32 protein-coding genes and 1 tRNA gene are annotated in these 25512 nt (G+C 51.4%); 9 read left to right on the top strand and 24 right to left on the bottom strand.

What is annotated here, in order from left to right; translation table 11 throughout:
* Positions 1-67 precede the first annotated feature (67 nt).
* From RJ38_RS04630 to rpmH, 10 genes are all read right to left on the bottom strand, one after another.
* The gene (locus RJ38_RS04630) at positions 68-613 is read right to left on the bottom strand and encodes a peptidoglycan-binding domain-containing protein (RefSeq protein ID WP_039017731.1); all 546 of its coding nucleotides are present in this window, start codon (positions 611-613) and stop codon (positions 68-70) included.
* Between the two features lie 98 nt (positions 614-711).
* A complete protein-coding gene (gene argB / locus RJ38_RS04635) occupies positions 712-1584 on the bottom strand; it encodes an acetylglutamate kinase (RefSeq protein ID WP_039017732.1) in 873 nt (290 codons plus the stop codon).
* 27 nt (positions 1585-1611) lie between these two features.
* Positions 1612-2265, bottom strand: a complete 654-nt coding sequence (gene yihA, locus RJ38_RS04640) for a ribosome biogenesis GTP-binding protein YihA/YsxC (RefSeq protein WP_039017733.1) — start codon at positions 2263-2265, stop codon at positions 1612-1614.
* Positions 2265-3017 (bottom strand): MOSC domain-containing protein, encoded by a 753-nt coding sequence (locus RJ38_RS04645; RefSeq protein WP_052245201.1) that lies wholly within the window; start codon positions 3015-3017, stop codon positions 2265-2267. The genes yihA and RJ38_RS04645 overlap by 1 nt, the downstream gene beginning before the upstream one ends.
* Positions 3017-4831 carry a membrane protein insertase YidC gene (yidC, locus tag RJ38_RS04650; RefSeq protein ID WP_039017735.1) on the bottom strand — a complete coding sequence of 605 codons (1815 nt, stop codon included), beginning with the start codon at positions 4829-4831 and terminating at the stop codon, positions 3017-3019. Before yidC ends, RJ38_RS04645 begins: the two co-directional genes overlap by 1 nt.
* 149 nt (positions 4832-4980) lie before the next feature.
* Positions 4981-6531, bottom strand: a complete 1551-nt coding sequence (locus tag RJ38_RS04655; protein WP_082005633.1) for a putative bifunctional diguanylate cyclase/phosphodiesterase — start codon at positions 6529-6531, stop codon at positions 4981-4983.
* Between the two features lie 76 nt (positions 6532-6607).
* A complete protein-coding gene (gene ttcA, locus RJ38_RS04660; RefSeq protein WP_039017736.1) occupies positions 6608-7489 on the bottom strand; it encodes a tRNA 2-thiocytidine(32) synthetase TtcA in 882 nt (293 codons plus the stop codon).
* A 42-nt stretch (positions 7490-7531) separates the two neighbouring features.
* Entirely contained in the window at positions 7532-7783 is a 252-nt protein-coding gene (gene yidD / locus RJ38_RS04665; RefSeq protein WP_039017737.1) for a membrane protein insertion efficiency factor YidD, read from the bottom strand.
* 1 nt (position 7784) lies between these two features.
* On the bottom strand, positions 7785-8240 hold the full coding sequence (gene rnpA / locus RJ38_RS04670; RefSeq protein WP_052245203.1) for a ribonuclease P protein component: 456 nt from the start codon (positions 8238-8240) through the stop codon (positions 7785-7787).
* Between the two features lie 25 nt (positions 8241-8265).
* Positions 8266-8400 (bottom strand): 50S ribosomal protein L34, encoded by a 135-nt coding sequence (rpmH, locus tag RJ38_RS04675; RefSeq protein ID WP_039017738.1) that lies wholly within the window; start codon positions 8398-8400, stop codon positions 8266-8268.
* A gap of 354 nt (positions 8401-8754) precedes the next feature.
* Here rpmH and RJ38_RS04680 point away from each other — a divergent pair, with 354 nt between their 5' ends.
* Genes RJ38_RS04680 through RJ38_RS04690 form a run of 3 tightly spaced genes read left to right on the top strand, consistent with a single transcriptional unit; the run spans position 8755 to position 12300 of the window.
* Positions 8755-9474, top strand: coding sequence for a TVP38/TMEM64 family protein (locus RJ38_RS04680; protein WP_039017739.1), 720 nt, complete (start codon positions 8755-8757; stop codon positions 9472-9474).
* Between the two features lie 3 nt (positions 9475-9477).
* Positions 9478-10896 carry a dihydrolipoyl dehydrogenase family protein gene (locus tag RJ38_RS04685; protein ID WP_039017740.1) on the top strand — a complete coding sequence of 473 codons (1419 nt, stop codon included), beginning with the start codon at positions 9478-9480 and terminating at the stop codon, positions 10894-10896.
* Positions 10897-10914: 18 nt separating this feature from the next.
* Entirely contained in the window at positions 10915-12300 is a 1386-nt protein-coding gene (locus RJ38_RS04690; RefSeq protein WP_039017741.1) for a sensor histidine kinase, read from the top strand.
* A 58-nt stretch (positions 12301-12358) separates the two neighbouring features.
* On the opposite strand, the gene RJ38_RS04695 is transcribed toward RJ38_RS04690, so the two are convergent.
* Positions 12359-12435, bottom strand: a tRNA-Met gene (locus tag RJ38_RS04695).
* 397 nt (positions 12436-12832) lie between these two features.
* Between RJ38_RS04695 and RJ38_RS04700 the strand changes: the two genes are divergently transcribed.
* The 4 genes from RJ38_RS04700 (at position 12833) to RJ38_RS04715 (ending at position 14717) form a co-directional block, all read left to right on the top strand.
* Positions 12833-13186, top strand: a complete 354-nt coding sequence (locus tag RJ38_RS04700) for a hypothetical protein (protein ID WP_156121751.1) — start codon at positions 12833-12835, stop codon at positions 13184-13186.
* Entirely contained in the window at positions 13174-13527 is a 354-nt protein-coding gene (locus RJ38_RS04705) for a hypothetical protein (protein ID WP_039017742.1), read from the top strand. Before RJ38_RS04700 ends, RJ38_RS04705 begins: the two co-directional genes overlap by 13 nt.
* A 14-nt stretch (positions 13528-13541) precedes the next feature.
* The gene (locus RJ38_RS04710) at positions 13542-14363 is read left to right on the top strand and encodes a hypothetical protein (protein ID WP_039017743.1); all 822 of its coding nucleotides are present in this window, start codon (positions 13542-13544) and stop codon (positions 14361-14363) included.
* A 150-nt stretch (positions 14364-14513) separates the two neighbouring features.
* Positions 14514-14717 (top strand): hypothetical protein, encoded by a 204-nt coding sequence (locus RJ38_RS04715; protein ID WP_039017744.1) that lies wholly within the window; start codon positions 14514-14516, stop codon positions 14715-14717.
* A gap of 70 nt (positions 14718-14787) precedes the next feature.
* Here RJ38_RS04715 and RJ38_RS04720 read toward each other — a convergent pair whose 3' ends face one another.
* Positions 14788-15729 carry a LysR family transcriptional regulator gene (locus tag RJ38_RS04720; protein ID WP_039017745.1) on the bottom strand — a complete coding sequence of 314 codons (942 nt, stop codon included), beginning with the start codon at positions 15727-15729 and terminating at the stop codon, positions 14788-14790.
* Positions 15730-15896: 167 nt separating this feature from the next.
* Between RJ38_RS04720 and RJ38_RS04725 the strand changes: the two genes are divergently transcribed.
* Together RJ38_RS04725 and RJ38_RS04730 are read left to right on the top strand one after the other, a co-directional pair.
* Positions 15897-17156, top strand: a complete 1260-nt coding sequence (locus RJ38_RS04725) for a urate hydroxylase PuuD (RefSeq protein WP_039017746.1) — start codon at positions 15897-15899, stop codon at positions 17154-17156.
* Positions 17157-17218: 62 nt separating this feature from the next.
* On the top strand, positions 17219-18244 hold the full coding sequence (locus tag RJ38_RS04730; RefSeq protein ID WP_039017747.1) for an AbrB family transcriptional regulator: 1026 nt from the start codon (positions 17219-17221) through the stop codon (positions 18242-18244).
* Between the two features lie 128 nt (positions 18245-18372).
* On the opposite strand, the gene rplP is transcribed toward RJ38_RS04730, so the two are convergent.
* From rplP to RJ38_RS04790, 12 genes are all read right to left on the bottom strand, one after another.
* The gene (rplP, locus tag RJ38_RS04735) at positions 18373-18786 is read right to left on the bottom strand and encodes a 50S ribosomal protein L16 (RefSeq protein WP_039017748.1); all 414 of its coding nucleotides are present in this window, start codon (positions 18784-18786) and stop codon (positions 18373-18375) included.
* Between the two features lie 12 nt (positions 18787-18798).
* On the bottom strand, positions 18799-19506 hold the full coding sequence (rpsC, locus tag RJ38_RS04740) for a 30S ribosomal protein S3 (RefSeq protein WP_039017749.1): 708 nt from the start codon (positions 19504-19506) through the stop codon (positions 18799-18801).
* A complete protein-coding gene (rplV, locus tag RJ38_RS04745) occupies positions 19506-19886 on the bottom strand; it encodes a 50S ribosomal protein L22 (protein ID WP_039017750.1) in 381 nt (126 codons plus the stop codon). Before rplV ends, rpsC begins: the two co-directional genes overlap by 1 nt.
* Before the next feature lie 5 nt (positions 19887-19891).
* Positions 19892-20170, bottom strand: coding sequence for a 30S ribosomal protein S19 (rpsS, locus tag RJ38_RS04750; protein ID WP_039017751.1), 279 nt, complete (start codon positions 20168-20170; stop codon positions 19892-19894).
* A gap of 3 nt (positions 20171-20173) precedes the next feature.
* Positions 20174-21016, bottom strand: coding sequence for a 50S ribosomal protein L2 (gene rplB / locus RJ38_RS04755; protein ID WP_039017752.1), 843 nt, complete (start codon positions 21014-21016; stop codon positions 20174-20176).
* A 263-nt stretch (positions 21017-21279) separates the two neighbouring features.
* The gene (locus tag RJ38_RS04760; RefSeq protein WP_156121752.1) at positions 21280-22122 is read right to left on the bottom strand and encodes an AbiJ-NTD4 domain-containing protein; all 843 of its coding nucleotides are present in this window, start codon (positions 22120-22122) and stop codon (positions 21280-21282) included.
* Between the two features lie 124 nt (positions 22123-22246).
* Complete coding sequence (locus RJ38_RS04765; protein ID WP_039017754.1) at positions 22247-22543, bottom strand: 50S ribosomal protein L23; 297 nt, start codon at positions 22541-22543, stop codon at positions 22247-22249.
* Positions 22540-23157: a 50S ribosomal protein L4 gene (rplD, locus tag RJ38_RS04770; protein WP_039017755.1), complete on the bottom strand. Its 618-nt coding sequence runs from the start codon at positions 23155-23157 to the stop codon at positions 22540-22542. Before rplD ends, RJ38_RS04765 begins: the two co-directional genes overlap by 4 nt.
* On the bottom strand, positions 23154-23870 hold the full coding sequence (gene rplC, locus RJ38_RS04775; RefSeq protein WP_039017756.1) for a 50S ribosomal protein L3: 717 nt from the start codon (positions 23868-23870) through the stop codon (positions 23154-23156). Before rplC ends, rplD begins: the two co-directional genes overlap by 4 nt.
* A 14-nt stretch (positions 23871-23884) precedes the next feature.
* The gene (rpsJ, locus tag RJ38_RS04780) at positions 23885-24193 is read right to left on the bottom strand and encodes a 30S ribosomal protein S10 (protein ID WP_039017757.1); all 309 of its coding nucleotides are present in this window, start codon (positions 24191-24193) and stop codon (positions 23885-23887) included.
* Positions 24194-24365: 172 nt separating this feature from the next.
* Positions 24366-25058, bottom strand: coding sequence for a hypothetical protein (locus tag RJ38_RS04785; protein ID WP_156121753.1), 693 nt, complete (start codon positions 25056-25058; stop codon positions 24366-24368).
* 206 nt (positions 25059-25264) lie between these two features.
* Positions 25265-25512: EF-Tu C-terminal domain-related protein (locus RJ38_RS04790; protein WP_039017759.1), on the bottom strand; the 248-nt coding region annotated here is incomplete at its 5' end.

Raw genomic sequence — 25512 nt, forward strand, 5'->3', positions numbered from 1 at the left:
ATCAATAGATAAAAAAAGGGCGCCCGAAGTGATCCGGACGCCTGTTATCAATTGTTGTAATTAGGTTTTAAGAGAACAAACCAGTGACTTTGCCCCAAACGGATGTCTCTGCTTCTGGTTCAGTTCCGGCGGCTACAACGTCACCACCATCAAATTCTGGCAGGGCTTCGCCCTCAAAGTGCTCTTCATCGGCTTGAACGACAGCTTTTTCCACCACTTCAGGGGTAAAGATCGCCAGAAGCCCCAGCATTTTGGACAGGGTCCCAGGACCCGCCATGCCATCAACCGCCACGCCATTTGCCGCCTGAAATTCTTCTACGGCTTTCTTTGTGCCCGCACCAAAGTGGCCGTCTGCACCAATTCCAAGACATTCCTGCATATTTTTGACCATCTTACCACGTGATCCGACGCGCAGAAGAATCAGCTCTGGCAGGCCCATTTCTGCAAATGTGTCTGGCCCAGCGATGCCATCAACCGCCAAGCCGTTCGCTTGCTGGAATTCTTTCAAGGCTTTCTCGGTGCCGCCACCAAAGTCGCCGTCAGCCGCAACGCCCAATTTTTCTTGCAAGCGTTTTACAGGTGCGCCTTTGAGGCCACGTTTCAGAATAGACATAGTTAATAAACTCCAGATTTCACATGTCCGGAGGATAACCAGTTTCGATTCGCGTGTCTAACAATTGCACCGCAATCAGTAGCATTTCGCGGATAAATCTATTCGGCGCTGGCGCGAATGATCGACCCAGCGCCGTGATCTGTGAACAGCTCAAGCAAACAGGCATTCGGTGCCCGTCCATCCAAAATCACCGCAGCGCGAACACCACCAGAAATCGCATCAAGGCAAGTTTCCGTTTTGGGGATCATCCCACCTTTGATCACACCATCCGCGGTCATCTGACGGATATGTTCAACGGTCAATTCGGTCACGACCTCGCCCGACGCATCACGGACGCCATCCACATCGGTCAGCAACAACAGGCGATCTGCCTCAAGTGCAGCCGCAATCGCGCCCGCAGCCGTGTCACCATTGATGTTCAATGTCGCGCCATCACGGCCGACGCCAAGCGGTGCAATCACAGGAATCGTGTCCGCATCAAACAGGGTTTGTAAAACGGCAGTGTCGACCTCAGCCGGCGTGCCAACAAGGCCCAACACAGGGTCTGTCACATCGCAGGTGATCAGATGCGCGTCTTTGCCGGAAAGCCCGACAGCCCGCCCACCTTCGGCATTGATCGCTTGGGTTATTTTCTTATTCACACGTCCCGACAGAACCATCTCAACCACTTCAATCGTGGCTTCATCCGTCACACGTTTACCATTCACAAACTCAGATTTAATATCAAGTTTACCCAACATCTCGTTGATCATCGGACCACCGCCATGCACGATCACGGGGTTCAAGCCAACTTGCTGCATCAGAACAACGTCACGCGCGAACGTCGCAATCGCTTCGTCGTTGCCCATCGCGTGGCCACCCATTTTGATCACAACAATCGCGCCGTCATATCGCTGCAGATAGGGCAGAGCTTTTGACAGAGTGCGGGCAGTGGCGATCCAGTCCTGGTTCATGGCGTCTTGCTTCTTCATCTTGTTACCTGGTAAATTTTGACCCGATCAGGTCAGCGTGGCAATGATACTGCGCAGGGTTTCAATCCCATCGCCCTTTTCAGAACTGGTCATAACGATCTCAGGGAAGGCTGCGGGATGTTTTTGCAATTCTTTGCGCGTTTGATCTAGGTTCTTCTGGCGATCTGCGACGCTAACTTTATCCATTTTCGTCATCACGACCTGAAACGCCACAGCAGATCGGTCCAACAATGACATGATTTCATGGTCGACCGGTTTCACACCATGGCGCGTATCAACCAATACGAACGCCCTGCGCAATGTTGCACGTCCGGAAAGATAACGCTTCAACAAACGTTGCCATTTCTCAACCACTGGCAATGGTGCATTCGCGAAGCCATAACCAGGAAGGTCGACCAGATAATGACTGTCTTCACCCGCGCAGAAATAGTTGATTTCCTGGGTACGGCCTGGTGTATTAGATGCACGTGCCAGCGCCTTGCGCCCGGTCAACGCATTGATCAAACTTGATTTTCCAACGTTTGAACGCCCTGCAAAACACACTTCTAAGCGGTCGTCCGGCGGCATTCCATCCATCGCAACCACACCTTTTAGAAAGGTGGTTTCGCCAGCAAATAACATGCGGCCTTTTTCACGTGTGAAGTCATCAGGTTCTTCGGCCAGCGGGAATTTCACTTCCATCAGAGCACCTCAACTTTGTCATCGACGGTGATTTCACCGGCTTTTGTTACCACCGCATGCACACCCATTTCTTGGATGTCCCATCCGCGTTTTAATGCACCCAAAGTGTCCGCGTCACGTTCACCAGTCTCGGGATTTGCTTCTGTCATACGACAACGGGTTATTTCTTTGCGAATATAAAACTCTGTGCTCCCGATGCGGATGTTTTTGCCAACCCAACTGCGTTCTTCCCAAGGGTCAAGCCCCGCGACCAGCATGTTCCCGCGCCAACGCAAAGGCGAAATACCCTGCCCAAGCCCTGCCCCAATCGCATCATTGCTGGCAAGATTGATCAGGGACAACGATACAGTTTGGCTGTCCGTCATCGCGTTCTGCGCCTTAATGATCGCCACTGGCTTTGGTCGTCCATCCGGCGTTAGGTCCTGTAACCAGCCAATCAACCGCGCTTGGTCATTCGCATCATCCGGGTTCACCGTGATCCCAGGCTTTTGCGGATGTGTCAACGTCAGCGTCTGACTGGCTTGATCAACTTTGCATTCCAAGGCCTGCAAAAGCGGTGCCGACGCCCCACGTGAAAAATTGGGGCAGCGATGCCAGCCATCTTCACTTGGGGACAGTTTCGCATTTGCATGCGCCACAGCCCAGAGACGATCCAACGGTAACGCGCGACTGGGATCCAGCCGCGCGCTTACGATGGCTTCACGCCCATGCGCCTTAATTGGATGGCGCCAAATCTGGGCGAGTGTTCCCATCAGCTGTTTTTCTCACGCTTCTTTATGCCGGATTTGATGTTGCCAAAAATATCCGGTTTGTGACCATGGCTGCGCATAATTGCATATTGCTGCATGAAGGTGATTGTGTTGTTCGCAATCCAGTAAAGAACCAGACCAGAGGCAAAGCCGCCCAACATGAACATGAAAACCCAAGGCATCCAAGCAAAGATCATCTGTTGTGTCGGATCAGTTGGAGCAGGGTTCAACTTCTGTTGTAACCACATTGAGATACCCAACAGGATCGGCAGAACACCAAGCGAAATAAACACAAGAATGCTGCTTGGATCTGGCGCTGCGAATGGCAGCAACCCAAAGAGATTCAAGATCGAACTTGGGTCAGGCGCGGACAGATCGCGGATCCAGCCAATCCACGAAGCGTGGCGCAGTTCCAAGGTTACAAAGATCACTTTATACAACGAGAAGAAGATCGGAATTTGCACAAGGATCGGCAAACACCCAGCAGCTGGGTTCACTTTCTTTTCCTTGTACAGCTTCATCATTTCTTGCTGCAGTTTTTGACGATCATCGCCTGCTTTTTCTTTCAGCTTTTCCATTTCGGGTTGGATTTCTTTCATCCGCGCCATGGAAACATAAGATTTATACGCAAGCGGCAGAACCATCGCCTTGATTACAAGTGTCAGCGCGATAATCGCCCAACCCATATTACCAATCAAACCATTCAGCGTATGCAGCAGCCAGAAAATCGGTTTCGTGAAGAACGAGAACCAACCCCAATCGATGCTATCGATATAATCTGTGACCCCTTCTTCGCGCTCATAGTTGCGAATGGTTTCCCATTCTTTCGCACCGGCAAACAAACGTGTCTCGATGGCTTCTTCTGTGCCTGCAGCAACCGAAATCGTCGGCAGCAGCGTTTCAGCGATATAGATTTCACGCCCATCAATATAACGTTCCTTCGCAGTGAAGGCTTGGCCAACACCTGGGATCAACGTCGTCATCCAATAGTGATCGGTGAAACCAATCCAGCCGTCGTTCTCGACTGTGGTGATTTCAGCGCGCGAACCTTCTGCGGGGACATAATCAAGCTCGGTGATATCATCATAATCAGTCTCCTCACGGATCCCGTCTGCATTACGGATCGCGCCTTCATGGAGAATGAAAAAACCCTTCAAATCTTTTGGCTCACCGTGGCGCGCAATCAAAGCATAAGGCGCAAGGGCTGCAGTGGTATCGCTGTTGTTGGTGACTGACTGGCGGATCGTGAACATGTAGTTCTCGTCAACTGACATTGTACGACGGAACACTTGGCCAACGCCATTGTCCCAGATCAAGGTAACAGGCGTCTCCGCCGTCAGAACTTCGCCACTTTCAACTGACCAAATCGTGGATGGGCCAGGAACATTTTCCGTCGTCAAAACACTGCCTTGCAGCGGACGCCAACCATGTTGGGCGTAATAAGGCGCATCACTTCCATCGGGCGATAACAAAGTCACAACATCAGAATCATCCGCCTGTGTTTCGCGGTAATCATTCAAACGCAGGTCATCGATCCGACCGCCGCGTAGGGACAAAGACCCCGTCACACGTGCCGTCTGAATGTCCAAACGCGGTGCTTCGACTTGAGTTTCAACCCCGGTATCAACGACCGCCGCAACTTGACCGTCTGTTGCGGAAACAGTGCCAGATCCCGTCAGTTCAGTGCTTGCCACGATTTCTGTTGCATTTGGATCAACATCGACAGGCTGTTCTGCTGGGAAAAAATATGTCCAAGACAGCATAACAAGCCCGCTCAAAGCGATAGCTAGAATGAGATTCTTATTCTGGTCGTCCATGCGATCCCGCCCATATTCCCTGTTAAAACTCTGAACGGGTTGAACAAGCCTAGGGGCAAAAGGTCAAGCGATTTCGGTCGAATTCACACCCAAACTGGAAGAACAAGCCCGTTTTCGCGCAGTTTCATCGGATTAGCAAACCTGCTCAGTCATCCAAGTTTACCACCGATGCGCAATGTCGCGTTCAACTTGGCTTCATGAACACCGATCCAGGCCGGAAGATCCTCCAGCGGCATGGGGCGCGCCACGCCAAACCCCTGCACATGACCACAACCAAGTTGAGCAAGCATTGCGTGTTCCCCCGGTGTTTCAACCCCTTCCGCCAGGGTTTCCAATTGAAGCTGTTCTGCCATGGTCAAAATCGCGGAAATCATACGTTGTTGAGATTGATCTTCATCCACCTTGGATACGAAGGACCGGTCAATCTTCAAGCGCCCAATTGCAAAACGTCGGATACTCGAGATCGAGGCATGCCCTGTGCCGAAATCATCTAGGTCAATGTAACACCCAAGTTCCGACAAACCTTTGATGTTGCGAGAGATCATATCCCCATCATGGTCGGCGATGACGTTTTCTAAGATCTCGATGCCCAAGCGCTGCGGGGCAAGATCAAAACGATCCAATTCCCAGCGAATTCGCTCGACCAAGCGCGGATCTCGCAATTCAGCGTCTGAAAAGTTCACGCCCATCACGGGGATAACAGTGCCAGCTTCGTCAAGCGACTTCAGAGCTGTCAATGCGTGGTATAAAATGACCTCGCCAAGTCGCCCAGATAGACCGCATGCATCAATAATAGGCAAAAAGTCTGACGGGGGCACCACCCCGCGGTCAGGGTGGATCCAACGGGCCAAGGCTTCCACGCCAGTCACTTTACCCGTGTTTGTAGAGACTTGCGGCTGATACCACGGCCGTATTTCACCATTCGACAACGCCTTTTCAATACGCGCACGTAATTCTGGGTCTGGCATAATTTCCAGCTGCATTTCTTGGGTGAAGGCGCGAATTGACCCTGCCCCCTGTTGTTTCGCATGCCGCAAGGCCACCGCCGTTGCATCGAGCAACGCCTCAGCACCGTTACGTGGGCTACGAGACAGCAAGCAAAAACCCGTGCAAGCGGTTAAGTGTACATTCATGTTTTTGAGAACCAAGGGTTCCTCGATGGCTTCGTGCAATCGCGCCGCTAATTGAATCATCGCTTCGAGATCAATCCTGCGAATAGGCGAAAGACCCAGGATAAATCCACTTCGTCCGTTGCGCGCAAGAACGTCCGAACTGCGCAAAACCGACTGCATTCGCCCAGTAACTTTCTGCAGGATTTCATCACTAGCTTCCTCGCCAAGTCGGGCAGCCAATCCACGAAAGTCGTCAAGTTCCACCGCCACACAGGCAGTAGAACTGCCCGAGGTTCTCGCCCCAGAGATCCATTCGTCAAGAGCTTGGGTCAATCCACTTTTCAACACCAATCCCGTGGTCGCATCGCGCGGAACCTCTGCAAACCCAAGCGACTTCGAATGCATGATGGAATAATACAAAAGCGGGATCAGGACGGCCACCGTCACCAATCCGACATCCCCAAACAGTCGATTTGCGGCAAGCATAACCACCGGCAACAGCACAACCCCATGTCGGATGTTCCGCTGCAAATCTTGGCCGATGATACGCTTAATCTGGAAGAATGGATTACTGGATTTATTTCGCATAGTTTCGCCTTGATTGTCCCCACCGAAAATGTCGAGGAATTCAACCAAACTTTAGCGCCTGTTTTTCAGGTATCCATTAACGCAGCTGAGGAACTTGTGTCTCATTTTCTTCAATTTCACCCGATCCGGCTTCCTTTCGACGGATAAGCCCCGCAAAATCGAACAAAGCTGGGTCCAACAAATGCGAAGGTCGAGCATTCATCAACGCGCGAAACATCACCTGACGTCGCCCGGGACTGTTCTTTTCCCAACCATCCAAAATGCCCTTAACCTGTTGGCGCTGCAGCCCATCTTGTGAGCCGCATAGATCACAGGGAATCACGGGATACTTCATGGCAGAGGAAAATTTCTCGCAATCGGCTTCGGCCACATGTGCCAACGGGCGATAGACGAAAAGATCACCTTCCTCGTTCACCAGTTTCGGGGGCATCGTTGCCAACCTCCCCCCATGAAACAAGTTCATGAAGAATGTCTCCAATATGTCATCCCGGTGGTGGCCCAAAACAACCGCCGAGCAACCTTCTTCGCGCGCGATACGATACAGATTCCCGCGCCGCAGACGTGAGCAAAGCGCGCAATATGTGCGCCCAGCTGGAACTTTATCTTTTACAATCGAATAGGTGTCTTCATAGACAACCTTATGAGGTACCTGCATTTTTTCTAGGAATTCAGGCAATACAGTGGCCGGAAAGCCCGGCTGACCCTGATCAAGATTACAGGCCAATAACTCCACCGGCAGCAACCCGCGCCATTTCAATTCGTGCAGGACGGCAAGCATCGTGTAACTGTCTTTACCGCCAGAAAGGCAGACCAGCCAGCGCGTACCGGGCTCAATCATCCCGTATTGTTCAATCGCCTCCCGCGTGGCGCGTACAATGCGCTTGCGCAGCTTTTTGAACTCAGTGGTTGAGGGGGCGCCGTAAAACAGCGGGTGGATATCATCAGCTTCATCATACATGCGCCTGCAATAGTAGATGAAACGCTTTGCTGCAAGCGTGCTTCAGTGATGATCTTTGGGCTGCTCAATCCGTTTTGGCGGCACAGGATCGTAACCCTCACCTCCCCAAGGGTGACAGCGAAAGATGCGGCGTACTGTCAACCATGTGCCTTTGAAAGCACCATGTTTTTCAAGCGCTTCCATAGAATATGCGGAACATGTGGGTTGAAACCGGCACCCATGACCAACCCACGGAGACAACAGAAGGCGATAGGCACGCACCGGCAAAGAGACAATGAACGCGAGCGGGGTCATGTTATGCACCCTCGGCCGTTTCAAGCGCGTTTGACTTGGGCCGCGCTGGTTTAGGGTTGTGTAGCTTCCCCAGCGCCTTACGCAAATCCTTGCGCAACTCAAGAAAGTCACGTTCCGCTGTCACTTTCGCACGCCCAATCAACACGTAATCGCAACCATCGCGCCCGCTTTCGGGCAGCTCAAGCCGAGCGATCTCACGCAAGCGGCGCTTAGCACGATTGCGTGCAACTGCATTCCCAACCTTTTTGGAACAGGTGTAACCAATGCGCATGCCGTCTGCTTCATCCGGCTGGCGCGTTCGCATCTGCAGTATGAACGCCGGCGCAACCGCGCGTTTTGCGCGTGCGACTTTCAAAAAGTCACGCCGCTTTTGCAATACGGACAGGCAAGCGGAAACCGCCGTAGGCGTTTCCACCTCGGCGGTTGCAACTTTCATCTCAGCATTGGGCGTAATCATCGGGGTATCCCGCTCGCCCAAGTCTTTATGCGCTGAGTTCAGCACGGCCTTTAGCACGGCGCGCGTTGATGATTTTACGGCCAGCTTTAGTCGCCATGCGTGCGCGGAAACCGTGGCGGCGTTTACGAACGAGGTTCGAAGGTTGGTATGTGCGTTTCATAGCGCGTCTCCATCATATTAGCTTGCGAGATCCAAAACAGATTCGAAAGCTCCAAAATCTCTGAACCCGGTCTTTAGGAGGCTTAGGCCGGGAAGTCAATTCATGCATCCCGCTTTTGTCCCTTCAAGTCAGAACTTTCTGCATGAAAGGTCATATCGCCACTATTAGGTGCCTAGGAAAGGTCCAAATGTTGCAGTGTCGCGCCTAAACACCATCTAACTATTACAGTTTCACCCGGTTTTCCATCCTTCTAGATTCGTTTCCTTCACCCTTGTTCACCCCTGCGTGAGGCCCCTGTCACTTTACACCAGAACACCGCATATTGTGATGAATACAAATAGATGGATCCACCTGATGTCTGAACAAGCCCCCCCACATACAGCGCAACGCCTGCTTCCTCTGCTGGTGATTCTTGTCGTTGCCGCCGTTGGGGCGTTTACTTTGCGTGACCATCTTAACTTTGAGACTCTAGCCGCAAATCGTGAGACCCTCGCGGCTTTTCGTGACAATCATTACCTTCTTGCTGCGATCATATTTATTGCAATTTATGTTGTGATTGTTGCGTTTTCATTACCAGGCGCGACGATTGCCACCTTGACTGGCGGCTTCCTGTTTGGTGTCTTCCCCGGCGCATTGTTCAACATTTCGGCTGCCACCTTTGGCGCGGTGGTAATCTTCTTGGCCGCCAGATGGGGATTGGGCGAAAAGCTCGCTGCCAAAATGGAAGGCGCTGACGGCACGATCAAGAAGATCAAAGACGGCATTGACGAAAACCAATGGTCTATGCTGTTTCTAATCCGCTTGGTTCCCGCAGTTCCCTTCTTCATCGCCAACCTTATTCCTGCCCTTGTGGGCGTGTCCTTATGGCGTTTTGTGGTCTCTACATTCCTAGGAATCATCCCAGGTGGCCTTGTTTACACGTCTGTCGGGGCGGGCCTTGGCGAAGTATTTGATCGCCAAGAAACCCCTGATCTCGGTGTCATCTTTGAACCGCACATCTCATTCCCGATCCTCGGCCTTTGCGCCCTCGCCGCTTTGCCAATCCTGCTTAAAGCTCTATCGAAAAAGGCCTAACCTATGAAACGCATCAAAACTGACCTTTGTATTATCGGTGCCGGATCCGGCGGGCTTTCTGTTGCCGCGGGTGCTGTACAAATGGGTGCCGATGTCGTGCTAATCGAAGGTCACAAAATGGGTGGCGACTGCTTGAACTACGGTTGCGTGCCATCAAAAGCCTTAATAGCAGCCGGAAAGGCAGCCCACGCAATGGAAGCTGGTGACCCGTTTGGGGTGACGGCGGCAGCGCCAAAGATCGACTTCAACCGTGCAAAAGCGCATGTCGCCGATGTTGTGAAAACCATTGAACCCCATGATTCCGTAGAACGTTTCGAAGGCCTAGGCGTCAACGTTATTCAAGAATATGGGCGATTCATTTCACCAACAGAAATTCAAGCTGGAGACACGATCATCGCCGCACGTCGATTTGTTATTGCGACGGGCTCATCCCCTCTCCTGCCCCCAATCCCGGGCTTGGACACTGTCCCCTACGACACAAATGAAACCATTTTCGAACAAACCAAACGCCCGGATCACTTGCTTATCATTGGCGGCGGCCCCATCGGTATGGAAATGGCGCAAGCCCATCGACGGCTAGGCTGCCAAGTCACTGTCATCGAAGGCGGAAAGGCCTTGGGCAAAGATGACCCCGAGATGGCTGAAATCGTTTTGCGAAATCTAAAATCGGAAGGCATCGAAATTGCCGAGGATGCCCTCGCATCTGAAATTCGCGGCGCTGCGGGTGCCATTGAGGTAAAAACTCATGATGGGCGCGTGTTCAAAGGCACACATCTATTGATGGCCGTAGGGCGCAAGTCAAACATCGAACGCCTTGACCTGGAGATCGCCGAAATTGAAGTTGAAAACAACCTCATCAAGGTGGACGCGGGATTGCGCACAAGCAACCGCAAGGTCTACGCGATCGGGGACGTGGCATCGCCGTTACAGTTTACGCATGTCGCAGGCTACCACGCAGGGATTGTCATCCGATCGGCTTTAACAGCGATGCCAGCAAAGGCACGCACATATCACATTCCTTGGGCAACATATACCGATCCGGAATTAGCCCAGGTCGGCCTGACAGAAGCCGAAGCGCGCGAAAAATATGGGGCGAAACTGGAAGTTCTAAGATTCGATTTTAGCGGCAATGACCGTCTTATTGCCGACGGAAAAGCACGCGGCTTGATCAAAGTCATGGTCGTCAAAGGAAAGCCCGTCGGCGCATCAATCGCAGGCCCCCAAGCTGGCGAACTGATAAACACTTGGGCGCTGGTCATTGCCAATGGGTTGAAAATTGGTGCCGTCGCCGCAATGGTTGCACCCTATCCGACAGTTTCGGAAATAAATAAGCGCGTAGCGGGTGTTTACTATTCGCCCAGATTATTCGAATCTAACACAGTAAAGCGTGTTGTACGGGCGGTTCAAAAATGGCTCCCCTAATCACTTGGGTGAAATAAAATGGGTCTAAATACTCTCTCTGGACGTTTCCTGATATTGACCGTCATCTTCGTGATGCTGGCCGAGATTATGATTTTTGTCCCTTCGATTGCGCGTTTCCGCGAAGATTATTTGCTTTTGCGCTTGGAACGCGCGCAGATCGCTTCACTGGCGGTTCTGGCAAACGACATGATCGATCCTGAACTGGAAGCCGAGCTGTTGGATTCTGCGGGCGTTTACAACGTGGTTCTGCGTCGCAACGATTCGAGCCAACTTGTGCTGTCATCCCCCATGGACGCCATGGTCGACAGCAGGTTTGACCTGCGCGAGGCCCCGGCAACCACATTAATGTGGGACGCCGTGAAGCGTCTTTTTGACACACAGCCACGCGTCGTGACGCTTTTGGGTCAACCCGTGCGCGAAGGTGGGATGTTGATCGAAGTTACCATGAACACCGGTAGGTTGCGCATGGCGATGATCGACTATGGCCTTAACATTTTGCTGCTGTCGGCGGTCATTTCAGCAATTACAGCCGTGCTGCTGTTTATTGCGGTGCGTGGCATCATCGTGCTTCCAATCAAGCGCGTTGTTTCTGTGATGCAGGCCTATGCCAGAGCGCCCGAGGACGCCCGCACCGTCATAATGCCTGATTCAAGCGTGCGAGAATTGCGTGAAGCTGAAGATGCCTTGGCTTCAATGCAGCAAGAAATCACAGGGGCATTGCGCCAAAAGGAACGTCTGGCGCAACTTGGTGGCGCAGTCGCCAAAATTAGCCACGACCTGCGCAATATCTTAACGGTAACTCAGCTGATGGCCGACCGTATGGAAGGCATTGAGGACCCAACGGTCAAGCGGATTGCGCCAAAGCTTATCAGCTCGGTCTCGCGTGCCGTTAATCTATGCGAAAGCACGCTGGCCTTTGGCAGAGCGGAAGAACCTACACCAAATCTCGATCAATTCGCCTTGCCCCCCCTTGTACGTGACGTGGTCGAAAGCGAACGCCTTGCCGCAGGGGCCGATTGCCCCGTGATCATCAAAGATGATGTCCCCGACACGATGAATATCATCGCGGATGCAGAACAACTTCATCGCATTCTGTCTAACCTTGTGCGCAATGCTCGGCAAGCCGTCGCTGCCAACATGGATGCGGGCAGCGTCACCATTGGCGCATCCGAAACCGAACAAGAATGGTGCTTGCATGTCCAAGATACGGGGCCTGGCCTACCTGCCAAGGCCCGGGACAACCTATTCACAGCGTTTCAAGGGAACGCCCGGAAAGGTGGCACCGGGTTAGGCCTTACCATTTCAGCCGAATTGGTCCGCGGGCATGGTGGCCGACTTGAGCTTGCGGAAAGCAACGAAAATGGCACATGTTTTGCCATCTACCTCCCCAAAGAAACCGCTTAAACAACGGGTCACACAGCCCATATATTTGCATGGGAAAAATGTTTACTTTTTGGGTAAGTGGTGGCGGTACAGGGATTTGAACCCCGGACACGCGGATTATGATTCCGCTGCTCTAACCAACTGAGCTATACCGCCGTACCGTGGTGGATTTAGAAGGGCACGGCCCAATCGTCAAGGGATAATACTCACTTTCGGCACGAAAATCGTGAAGAAGTTGAAAAATATCATTTTTGCAGAATTTCAAGGCGCATGACTTGGCCTATTCGCGTTGGAAGTCAGCCCACTTCAAGCCCACCGTCCGATGTATAGGGGACCTACCCAGTTTAGACAGAACAATGAGATGATATTTTAGGGTTTCGCCCAATGAATTAAGGGCTTTCACGCCAATAAGTGGCGGAAGTGGTTTTAGACAAGAATACGCAAAAACCTCTCATTTCGGCATACCGAATGAGATTAAACAGTCCAAAAATGAGAATTATGATCAGAGAATGCGAGCGCGCAGACAAATATCATCCGAACTTTAAATACAGTGGTGGCGAACAGCATTCCCGGCGCGACTCTTTCAGGCAACACGATCACATTGCCAGAGGGTGTTTACGATATTCGCGCCCTTGCGCCTGCTATACGGGTGGATGGTCATAAAGCTCATTTGTTCAACGTCACCGACAATGTGATCGCGTTGGCAGGGGCCAATGCGTTTTCAGCTGCTGTGGGAGGCAACTACCAAACGGACAGTGTCGTTGAGGGTCGCTTGGTTGTGCCATCGGGTGGCCGCGATTTTACATTGCGCCACTACGTCCGAAGTGCCCGTACGAACGGCTTCGGCTTAGCAGTCCCCGGTTCGGGCATTGAAGTCCATTCAAGTGTTTCAGTATGGAAGGTGTGAACATGAACGTCTCAAAGCTTGAGAATGGTGTCGTGGTGCAGACATGGCGCGACGTGGAAACGACAGATGAGTTCCGCGTCAAATACGGCCTGTACGGTGCTGAATATAGCGCAACGCCTGAAGGTGTTGGCCCCGGCCATGTTGTGAATGACAAGGGGGAATATTCGACACCAGCCATCAAAGTGACCCCTGAACAGGTTACAGAAGAACGCAATCGGCGCATCACGGCAGGCTTTAAGTTTGAGGGCCATTTCTTCCAGGCTGATCCTGAAACCCTGGGCACAAGGCTGTCGAGCAAGTCGTGCGGCAGGCATTATTGTTGGCTAGCTCTTCGTACCTAAGCTTAAAGGGATTAATGACATACTTCGAATATCTTCAAGGCTTGCTTGGAAACAATGATTTCGCCTGTGTGTTGAATCAAAAAGGAACAGGAATCGACCGAGAAAAAATAGCTAAAATTGATTTGAAAACAATTCCGCTTGGGTTCCTAACTGCAACTACTCATGCAAAAGATGAGAGCTGGGAAGAATTTAATGAGCATGTTTGCACAAAACTAAAGCTCATTGATAGTGCTACCTGGTCAACCCACATTGAAGCAATGGATCATACAGCACGACCATTAGTTGAGAAGCTGTCTACTTCGGGTTGTTCCCTAGATAGTTCAAAATTTCGTGGACCACTGCAAAATTTAATTCTCGGCGTACTTTCTGAGGAAATAACTCCCACGACGGACCAAGGGGCAATAGACATTTTGATGACAGCTCTCGACGAAAGCTGTCACGCTGATATTTGGAGAACGATTAGAGAAAAAATCACAGACGTGACGCCGGAATCATTGGCAGCTGCATTCCATCTATTTCCAACGCTTTTGTCTGATTTTGTTCAGCGCGGCCGTCCCATCACTGCAGGCGAAAAAGATAAGATAATTAGGTATATTCTATGCTCTGCACTCGAAGGGCGCAATCGCGAGGTTCTCGAAATTTTCGTACAGATGGAATACTCACTAATTTCACGCTTCAAGAGATCGTCAAATGATAGCACGAATACACTTCTTGATGGTGCAATGAAGTCGTTTTCAGATTCAGATGAGGACCGAAACTGGATTCGAACCGTTAGTGAAGCCATTATGGGCAAGAAGCGCACTAAAACAATGTGGGACGTGTGGTTTGGCGCGTAATCGGCCCATCATATTGAGGATCTCCGCTGTGGGCTGACAGCGGGGATTTCAATCAACTTTCCGAATTCACCGATAAAACTGCAGAGAGAGACTTCAAATTTAACGCTTCTGCTCCATCTGTCCATCAGTAGGTATGAACGGAGACAGGAAATGAGCGGTTTTATTAAGGTATCAGCTGGGCAGGCTTGCAAGGTAGCAGAAGCATTTGACGGTCGCTGGGAATGGAAGGCAGCAAATTCAGTGGTCAAAGAAGCGATTGATGCAGACGGTTGCGTGATCGCTTACCTTGACGGAACAGGCTACTATGTACACACTTCATACGCCACACTAGACCTTTCCCACATCACCGCCTGATTTGCCCCATCTGTCTAAACAGGCCCGCACCTCAGTCTAATTCGGCGCGGCGAGCTATACGATGGTGACCTTACATGTCAGACGGGTTTGGTCGATCCAACAGCATGCTTCCCTGAAACAGAGCCTTAACACGATCAGCCATAAAATCGATGAACAGGCGTGACTTAGGATCTTGATGGCGACGATGCGCATATAGCAATGCAAGTTGAACCGGCAATGGCGGCGTCTGCGTCGCAACGGGTACCAATGCCCCGGTTTGCAAATGTGCGGCCACCTCAAAGCGCGGCTTCAGAACAATCCCCTGCCCTTCCAATGCCCAATTGGTCAGCACATCCCCGTCGTCTGTCTCAAACGGGCCGGTTATCGCAAAACGCTTCAGTCCGTCCTGGGTCTGCAACTGCCACTGAAATTCGGGTGCCCCTGGGAAACGTAAAATCAGGCAATCATGTTTATCAGCAACAATATCCGCGCCAGTCTTCGGCATGCCGCGCGCTTTTATATAGTCAGGCGAGGCACAAAGCAGTCGATCACAATCGGCAATTTTTCGAATTTTAAGATTGCTGTCCTCTGGCGTGCCCAGAAAAAAGGCGACATCTAATCCTTCTTGCGCCAAATCTATCCGACGATCTGACAGGCGCAGCCGCACATCCACCAGGGGATATTCTTTCTTAAAATCAGGTAACAGAGGCGCAATAAAACGACGCCCAACCCCCAAAGGTGCCGCAACATACAGTGACCCCCGCGGATTGCTGGTCACATCAGAAATCGCCGCCTCAGCATCTTCCACCGCCTCGATGATCCGTTGCGCCCCTTCATAAAATAATTGCCCCTGCTCGGTCGCATTCAGGGACCGTGTGGTGCGTTGAAACAGGCGTACATTCAGATGATTCTCCAACTGAGAAATACGTGACGAAGCAACTGCCGGTGAAATCCGTTGGTCTCGTGCTGCCGCAGACATTGACCCCAACTCATACACGCGGACGAATGTGCGGATGTTTTCAAAATATGACATATAGCAAACTTCCTAACATTCAGATCCGCACCTATTCAAAAAACGCTGCGTGCCTGCATTGATTGTCGTATGAAATTTGAAACTGTCGGGAAATATCATAAATAGCAAGATAAAACGACACATGCGATACTGCATGTGCCATAAGATAAGAAAACGGGGAGACACTGATGCAGGATCTGGCGATAATGTTTGACTGGCTCGGCTTTGCCGTGCGTTGGTTACATGTGATTACGGCGATGGCCTGGATTGGGGCTTCATTTTATTTCATTGCACTAGATCTGATGTTGAAACCCAGTGATACCCTACCCGGGGGGGCCTCAGGTGAAGAATGGGAAGTGCACGGCGGCGGTTTTTATCACACCATCAAATATATGGTTGCCCCAGCAGAAATGCCCGAGCATCTGACCTGGCATAAATGGCAAAGCTATTCGACCTGGCTGTCGGGTGCAGCCTTATTGATGATCGTATATTGGGCGGGTGCCGAATTATATCTGATCGACCTTGCCAAAGCTGAGTTGTCCCAATTCACCGCCATTTTGATTTCTGCGGGGTCTTTGACCATTGGCTGGCTGGTCTATGACACATTGTGTAAATCCAAACTGGGCGAAACACCGACATTTCTGATGGTGTTGCTCTTTGTGCTCTTGGTGATCATGGCTTGGGGTTACAACCAAGTGTTCACTGGACGTGCTGCTCTGCTGCACTTAGGGGCCTTCACAGCCACCATCATGACCGCAAATGTCTTCCTGATCATTATGCCGAACCAACGTATCGTGGTTGGGGATCTGAAAGCGGAACGCACACCAGATGCAAAATACGGCAAAATTGCTAAGCTGCGTTCAACTCACAACAACTATCTGACGCTGCCCGTTATTTTCCTCATGCTGAGCAACCATTACCCGTTGGCCTTTGCCACCGAATACAACTGGTTGATCGCAAGTCTTGTGTTCTTATTGGGCGTTACCATACGACACTATTTCAACACGATACACGCAGGCAAAGGCAACCCAACTTGGACGTGGCTTGTGTCGGCCCTGATCTTCATTCTGATCATGTGGATTTCAACCGCACCTCTGCGCCAAGACACCTATGAGGAATCGCAGACACGCGCATTGACCCCGGTGGAACAAGTCTTTGCCAGCGCGCAAGGGTTTGAAGACGCCGCAAATATCGTTGCCGGACGTTGTTCAATGTGCCACGCACGTGAACCATTCTGGGACGGCATTCACCGCGCACCCAAGGGCATGTTGCTGGAAACGGAAGCCGACATCGCGCGCGCGGCAAAGCAAGTCTATCTACAAGCGGGTGTCACCCACGCCATGCCACCTGCCAATATCACAGCAATGGACGACGATGAGCGCGCCAAAATTCGAGCTTGGTATCAAGCTGCGCGCAACGAACTGCCATTCAGTTTGGCGATGCATTAAACGCCCACGATTGAGCTTCCCGCAACAACGCCCTAAGCTGCATTTAAATTGGGGACATTGCCGTGAGCGACTTACCGACAGCGCGTGACACTATCTTGACCCTTGCCATCGGCGGGGCGTCTGGTCTTGCTTTTCAAAGCTTGGGCATCTCAGCCCCGTTTTTGACGGGCCCGGCCCTGATGGTGACGCTTGCTGCCCTATTTGGCCTGCACACACATGTGCCTGATCGACTACGCGATATGTGCATGCTTGTTCTGGGTGTTGGCGTCGGCGCAGGCGTGACACCGGATGTCATCCAAGCCGCCCTCACATGGCCCATCAGCTTCTTGGCTCTAACGCTGGTTCTGTTCCTCACCATTCACCTCAATGTGTTGCTTTTCTCGAAGGTCTTTAACTTCTCAAAAGCTGAGGCAACCTTGGCGTCAGTTCCGGGTTTGCTTAGCTATGTGATTGCAATCGCCGAGGACAAGGGCGTAAGCGTCACACGCGTCAGCTTGGTGCAAACACTGCGTGTGATGTTGCTAACCCTTGCGGTGCCGCCTGTGATGTGGCTGATCCCGCATGCGTCAGTCCCGATTACCGCCCCCCCAGAAACGATGGGCTATGGCCTCACGGCCTTGCTTCTTATCTCTGGCGCAGGATTTGCATGGGTCATGCGTCGCAGAAACATCCCCGCTGCTATTTTTCTTGCTGGCTTTACCGTCTCAGCCGTCAGTCACCTGACCAATGTTACACCCGGACAGCTGCCTATGTGGTTAGGCCTGAGCGCCTTTTGCATCATCGGCACCCTAATCGGGAGCCGCTTTAAAGGCGTAACCCTCACGGCGCTGCGCGAATCCTTACTTGCAGGCCTGACCATGACGTTCGTAGCCTCATTGATTGCATTGATCGGTGGCACCGTCGTCGCATTGCTATTGAACCTATCGCCCGAGGCGCTGTTTATCTCATTCGCCCCAGGCGGGCTTGAGGTCATGATCGCATTGGCCGCACAAATGAATGTCGACAGCACCTTTGTCGCCGCACATCACATCGCACGCTTACTGATCCTAATGGCTTTGGTTCCTGTTATGCTGCGGGGCTTGAAATAGGGTCTGGATACCCGCAGTCGACGTTCCGCTAGGGCCAAGATCCACAAAGCAAAACCCCCGCCAGTTTCCTGACGGGGGTTTTATTATTTTAACCGATTAGGCTGACAATTCGCAATGCGGATCGCAGTTTACCAATCTTCGCGTACGACTGTACGTGTTTTAACTGAGAGTTTCATCGCAGCAAGGCGCAGAGCCTCGCGCGCGACTTCCTCAGAAACACCGTCGATTTCGAACATCACACGGCCTGGCTTAACTTTGCAAACCCAACGGTCAACAGAGCCTTTACCTTTACCCATACGAACTTCGATAGGTTTCGCAGTTACCGGTACATCCGGGAAAATGCGGATCCATACACGACCTTGACGTTTCATGTGGCGGGTCATCGCACGACGAGCTGCCTCAATCTGACGCGCAGATACACGCTCAGGGGTGGTTGCTTTCAGTCCGTAAGTGCCGAAGTTCAGATCAGAACCACCTTTTGCAAGGCCTTTGATCCGACCTTTGTGCATCTTACGGAATTTGGTACGTTTTGGTTGTAGCATCTAACTGCCTCCTTAGCGACGGCCGCCAGCACCACGTGGTGCAGGGCCTTCTTGGAGTTCCTGGTGTCTACGATCGTGAGCAGATGGATCATGTTCCATGATCTCACCTTTAAAGATCCAGACTTTGATCCCGATGATGCCATAGGCAGTCTCGGCTTCGTAGGTCGCATAATCGATGTCCGCGCGAAGCGTATGCAAAGGCACACGACCTTCACGATACCATTCAGTACGCGCGATTTCTGCACCACCAAGGCGGCCAGCAACGTTAACGCGGATACCAAGAGCACCCTGACGCATCGCGTTCTGAACAGAACGTTTCATCGCACGACGGAAGGATACACGACGTTCCAGCTGCTGAGCGATGTTCTCAGCGACCAGTTGGCCATCCATCTCTGGCTTGCGAACTTCAACAATGTTGAGGTGCAATTCAGAGTCAGTCATCGCAGCAAGTTTTTGACGCAGAGTTTCAATGTCTGCACCTTTCTTGCCAATGATAACGCCAGGACGTGCAGTGTGCACTGTGACGCGACATTTCTTGTGTGGACGTTCGATGATCACACGGGATACACCAGCTTGCTTGCACTCTTTGCCGATGAATTCGCGCATGCGAATATCTTCGAGCAGAAGATCACCGTAATCTTTGGTGTTTGCGTACCAGCGGCTGTCCCAAGTGCGGTTCACCTGAAGGCGCATGCCAATCGGATTTACTTTGTTACCCATTATGCTTGCTCCTCGACCTGGCGAACAATGATTGTCAGCTCAGAGAACGGTTTCAGGATCTTGCCAAAACGACCACGAGCACGTGGACGACCACGTTTCATTGTCATGTTTTTACCAACCCAAGCTTCCGCCACGATCAGCTCATCAACATCCAAGTTATGGTTGTTTTCAGCATTTGCGATTGCGGACTGGAGACATTTCTTAACATCACCAGAAATACGACGCTTGGAGAAAGTGAGGTCGGTCAGAGCCTTGTCAACTTTCTTACCACGGATCATACCTGCAACCAGGTTCAGCTTCTGCGGGCTAGTACGGAGCATGCGAAGTTTCGCCATTGCTTCGTTGTCAGCCACGCGGCGTGCGTTTTTCTCTTTACCCATGGCTTTTACTTCCGCTTCGCTTTTTTATCCGCGGCGTGACCATAGTAGGTCCGTGTCGGGGAATATTCACCGAATTTCTGGCCAATCATTTCCTCGGATACGTTTACCGGGATATGTTTTTTGCCGTTGTATACACCAAAAGTCAGACCCACAAATTGTGGAAGAATGGTGGAACGACGGGACCAGATTTTGATCACTTCATTGCGGCCAGATTCGCGTGACGCTTCGGCTTTCTTAAGCACATAAGAGTCAACGAAAGGACCTTTCCATACAGAACGTGACATAGATTAACGCCCCTTCTTCTTAGCGTGACGCGAGCGAATGATAAGCTTTTGCGACGCTTTGTTTTTGTTGCGAGTACGCGCACCTTTGGTCGGCTTGCCCCAAGGGCTTACCGGGTGACGACCACCTGAAGTCCGGCCTTCACCACCACCGTGAGGGTGATCTACCGGGTTCATTACAACACCACGAACGCTTGGACGAATGCCTTTGTGGCGCATACGGCCGGCTTTACCAAAGTTTTGGTTGGAGTTGTCGGGGTTAGACACGGCACCAATTGTTGCCATACATTCCTGACGTACCAAGCGCAGCTCACCTGAAGACAGGCGGATCTGAGCGTAGGAACCGTCACGACCAACAAACTGAGCATAAGTACCAGCAGCACGAGCGATCTGGCCGCCTTTAGCTTGCTTCAACTCAATGTTGTGAACGATCGTACCGATTGGCATGCCAGAGAACGGCATAGCGTTGCCTGGTTTGATATCGGCTTTTGCAGATGAGATAACAGTATCACCAATAGCCAAGCGCTGTGGCGCAAGGATGTAGGTTTGTTCACCATCTTCATATTTGATAAGTGCGATAAATGCGGTCCGGTTAGGATCGTATTCGATACGCTCTACGGTCGCAGGAACGTCAAATTTGTTCCGCTTGAAATCGATAATGCGGTAAAGACGTTTAGCGCCCCCACCCATACGACGCATAGTGATCCGTCCGGTGTTGTTCCGGCCGCCCGATTTAGTCAAACCCTGTGTTAGGGATTTAACTGGACGTCCTTTCCAAAGCTCCGAACGGTCGATCAGAACCAGCCCTCGCTGGCCTGGCGTGGTCGGTTTATACGACTTAAGTGCCATGCTTTCTGTCTTCCGTTTAGCTGTGCGAACCCAACCCGAATGGTCACGGTCCGCTATGTAAGCCCCCCGAAGGTGGCCAAAATATAGGGCCCCGAAGGTCCCCAAGTTCAAATGTCAAAGACCCCGGAACGAATCCGAGGTCAGCTAGACTTGCGCGAAGTACCAGAGAAAGCGGGGGGTGTCTATAGGAAGCGGTGGAAATAAAGGATTTCACAAAGGGCCAGCGCGTTGCAAGCAGCTAGCTTCTAGGTCACGCAGACGTCTCAATCTTTACAACGCGCCGCCAAGTAAGACACAAAACTTGAACATGCCCCCAACATGAAGAGTGCATCAACCTCATCTACATTTGCGGTATCTTCAAATACTTTTGCATGCCTCACGCCGTCTTCATCATTGGTATAACCATACAGTGAAGAGAACGCATTTTTCAAACCACCATGAATCGGCCAGTCGCGTTCAATTGCCTTCAAGGCGTCACCGAGCGTTTTCGCTCCAGGATGTATTTTCTTTGCGATAGACTCCACTGCGTGAATACTCTCACGTACAGATCCGGCCCAATCTCCACCCTTCAGTTCTGCACCCGCAGAAACAAGATGGCTCCGCGCAGCATCGGCGCCGCTACCTTCTGCGTCAGACAGCGCCGCCATAAAGGCGTCAGCCTGTTGGGGCGTGCCGACAGCAACAATCTGATTATCAACAACACGATACGCAGAGCGAGACTGTATGAATACCTGCGATATCTCACCCTTCAACGTCGAACTACAGCTTGAACTACGCAATAAAAATTCGATGAAATCAAACAGCCGGTAGAATGAAAACTTCGCGGTCGCAGCTTGGAACGTCTCTTTCCAGAGGTGCACATCGGGCTTGTACGTCGCAATGCTCCATCCAAAAAACAGCACATGCATATCACGGGTTACACGCTCCCAATCTGACTGGAAGTAGATATTAATACCGTTCCAGCCACACTCTCGTGCTATTTCCAGATCAATATAATAGTGGAGTATCCGTCGAAACTCGCCAGACACCTCTCCGAGTTTTAATTGAGGTGGTATTTCCTCAAATCCATGCCGTTGTGAGAATGGCACATATGCTTCGCCCGTCATGAAAATCGTCCTTAGATATCTAAATGTCGGCAGCTTATTCTTTGCCCCATGCGATATCTACCACAAACAACAAAACCCCCCGCCTTGCGGCGAGGGGTTTCAATTTTTTCACAAAAATTTCGACTTACAGTCCGGTGGACACGTCGATTGTGTTGCCCTCTTCAAGGGTAACATATGCTTTTTTGACGTCTTTACGACGGCCAGGCATACCCTTGAAGCGTTTGGTTTTACCCTTAGTGATGGAAGTGTTAACCGCCTTCACCTTCACACCAAAGAGAGCTTCAACAGCTTCTTTGATCTGTGGTTTGTTGCTGTCGATCGCAACTTCGAAAACAACCGCACCATTTTCAGATGCCATAGTTGCCTTCTCAGTGATGATCGGCTTGCGTATTACGTCGTAGTGTTCTGCTTTAGCACTCATTTCAAACGAGCCTCCAGAGCTTCAACACCTGCTTTAGTGATCACAAGTGTATCACGTTTCAGGATGTCGTATACGTTTGCACCCATAGTTGGCAGAACATCGAGTCCGTCAATGTTGCGCGCAGCCTGAGCGAAATCTTCGCTTACAGATGCACCATCGATGATCAATGCACGTTTCCAACCAAGATCCTTGACTTGCTTCGCCAGAGCAGCAGTTTTGCCACCTGTATCAGCATTGTCGATCACAACCAGTTCACCAGCTTTCAGCTTAGCAGACAAAGCGTGACGCAGACCCAAAGCGCGGAACTTTTTGGTCAGGTCGTGGCCATGGCTACGAACAACTGGGCCTTTGTAAACACCACCACCGCGGAAGATTGGCGCAGAGCGAGCACCGTGGCGTGCGCCACCAGTGCCTTTTTGGCGATAGATCTTCTTGGTAGAGTACTTAACTTCGGAACGGGTCTTCACTTTGTGAGTACCAGCTTGCGCGTTGTTGCGCTGCCAGCGAACCACACGGTGCAGAATGTCTGCGCGTGGCTCAAGACCAAACAGTGCTTCGTCCAAATCAATGGACCCAGCAGCGCCGCCGTCGAGTTTGATTACATCAAGTTTCATTCTTCAGCACCCCCTTCAGAGGCTTCAGCCGGAGCCGCAGCGGACTTCAGTGCAGCCGGGAAAGGCAGACCTTCCGGAGCTTTCTTTTTCACAGCGTCTTTAACTGTGACCCAGCCACCTTTGGAACCAGGAACGGCGCCTTTGATGAACACGAGACCACGGTCAGCGTCTGTACGAACAACTTCAAGGTTCTGAGTAGTGATACGGGCAGCACCCATATGACCAGCCATTTTCTTACCTTTGAAAACTTTGCCCGGATCCTGACACTGGCCTGTTGAGCCGTGTGAACGGTGAGAGATAGACACACCGTGTGTCGCACGCAAACCGCCAAAGTTGTGACGCTTCATAGCACCCTGAAAACCTTTACCAATGGAGGTACCGGAAACGTCTACTTTTTGGCCTTCAAGGAAGTGCTCAGCAGAGATTTCAGCGCCAACATTGATCAATGCGTCTTCAGACACACGGAATTCAACGATTTTGCGTTTTGGGGCAACGTTTGCAGCTGCAAAGTGACCGCGCATCGCTTTTGATGTGCGTTTCGCTTTTGCAGAACCAGCGCCGAGTTGAACAGCCGTATAGCCGTCTTTGTCAGCGGTACGGTTTGCAACAACCTGCAGGCCGTCGAGATGAAGAACAGTAACAGGGATCTGTTTGCCGTCTTCCATGAAAAGGCGGGTCATGCCAACCTTTTTAGCGATAATACCAGAGCGCATATTCTATACCCTCCTTAAACCGAGATCTGTACGTCAACGCCAGCAGCGAGGTCGAGCTTCATCAGCGCGTCAACAGTCTGTGGTGTTGGGTCAACAATGTCTAAAAGACGCTTGTGTGTACGGATTTCGAACTGATCGCGAGATTTCTTATCAACGTGTGGGCCACGAAGAACAGTGAATTTTTCGATCTTGTTTGGCAACGGAATCGGGCCACGAACCTGAGCGCCTGTGCGCTTGGCTGTGTTTACGATTTCCTGAGTAGATGCATCAAGCACCCGGAAATCGAATGCCTTGAGCCGGATGCGAATATTTTGACTTGCCATTATAGTTGGCCTTTCGCGGCTGTAAGCCGGTTGAGAGGTCGAGATCACATCATTGTGCCCCCACATCGAACCTTTAGAGAGAATCGAATCCCCTCAACGTCCACATAAATGCGAACTTGCGCGATATACGAGGGAAACGGACGTCATAGCAAGAGGGAAAGTTTAAAAGTCGCTACTGCCCCCTCAAGCGTCCACGATAGTCGACCACTAGCGCGATGAGGGACAGTGCCCATAGCGCAGCTATAACCGCGACAAACTTTGCCAGAAAACTAAAATCTTTAGCGTAATTTTCTCGCCGATCTCCCGCCCATGCCGCGAAGAACCTTGGCTCTGAGGTCATGTCGATACCCAGCGAAGCGACGTCTCGCATAAATTCATCCGTATCTGTAATGCCTGAATAAATGTCACCACGAAACACTATGACGCCACTCTCATCAATGTGGTTATCATACCACATCCTCAATTCAGCATCCGACATAAACGGCAGCGTGACGACTCCCGTCAGCTTATCTGATCCAACACCAGACAAGAGAAGTACAATCTGTCCAGCCAATCCGTATTCTAGTACGTTCTCACCATCGACCTCAGCACGAACATAGACTTCCTTTGATCCCACAATGTCAGCCACAGCATTAAACGCGTCAAGCTCCGTTGGCACGACCTGAGCTGCCGGTAGTCTATTTGTGAGGTTAATGTCGCTCCATAGACCTCGGGCATTATTAAACAATGCTACGGAAAGAAATGCGAACACCACGAACAGTACGATCTTGCGCGCTTGAGAAGGCCGAGGGGTTGATCGCCCTCGGTATATTCGCCCTACCGCAAGCACAGAAAATATCATCAGCAGCACAATCCAAAACATCAAGTCACCATCCAAATTTAACTGATCATATTATGCTCCCGACCGAGCGAAAATGACAACCGGCTTGATAGGAGATTTTACTGTTTTCTTCGCCTGCGCAGCCGTATTTGATTGTGCCAAAGCCTGGTGCCCCAACAAAAAGGCCGCCCAGTTGGGCGGCCTTTTCTTTTGATCAAACCGAAGTTCGAATTCCTTACGGAAGTTCGACCTTACTCTTTGATTTCGGAAACAACACCGGAACCAACTGTGCGGCCACCTTCGCGGATCGCGAAGCGCAGGCCGGTTTCCATCGCGATTGGCGCGATGAGTTCAGCTGACAGTTTCAAGTTGTCGCCTGGCATAACCATCTCGGTGCCCTCAGGAAGGATCACTGTGCCGGTGACGTCAGTTGTACGGAAGTAGAACTGTGGACGGTAGTTCGCGAAGAATGGTGTGTGACGACCACCTTCATCTTTGG

This window comes from Halocynthiibacter namhaensis (assembly GCF_000812685.1).
Classification (GTDB): domain Bacteria; phylum Pseudomonadota; class Alphaproteobacteria; order Rhodobacterales; family Rhodobacteraceae; genus Halocynthiibacter; species Halocynthiibacter namhaensis.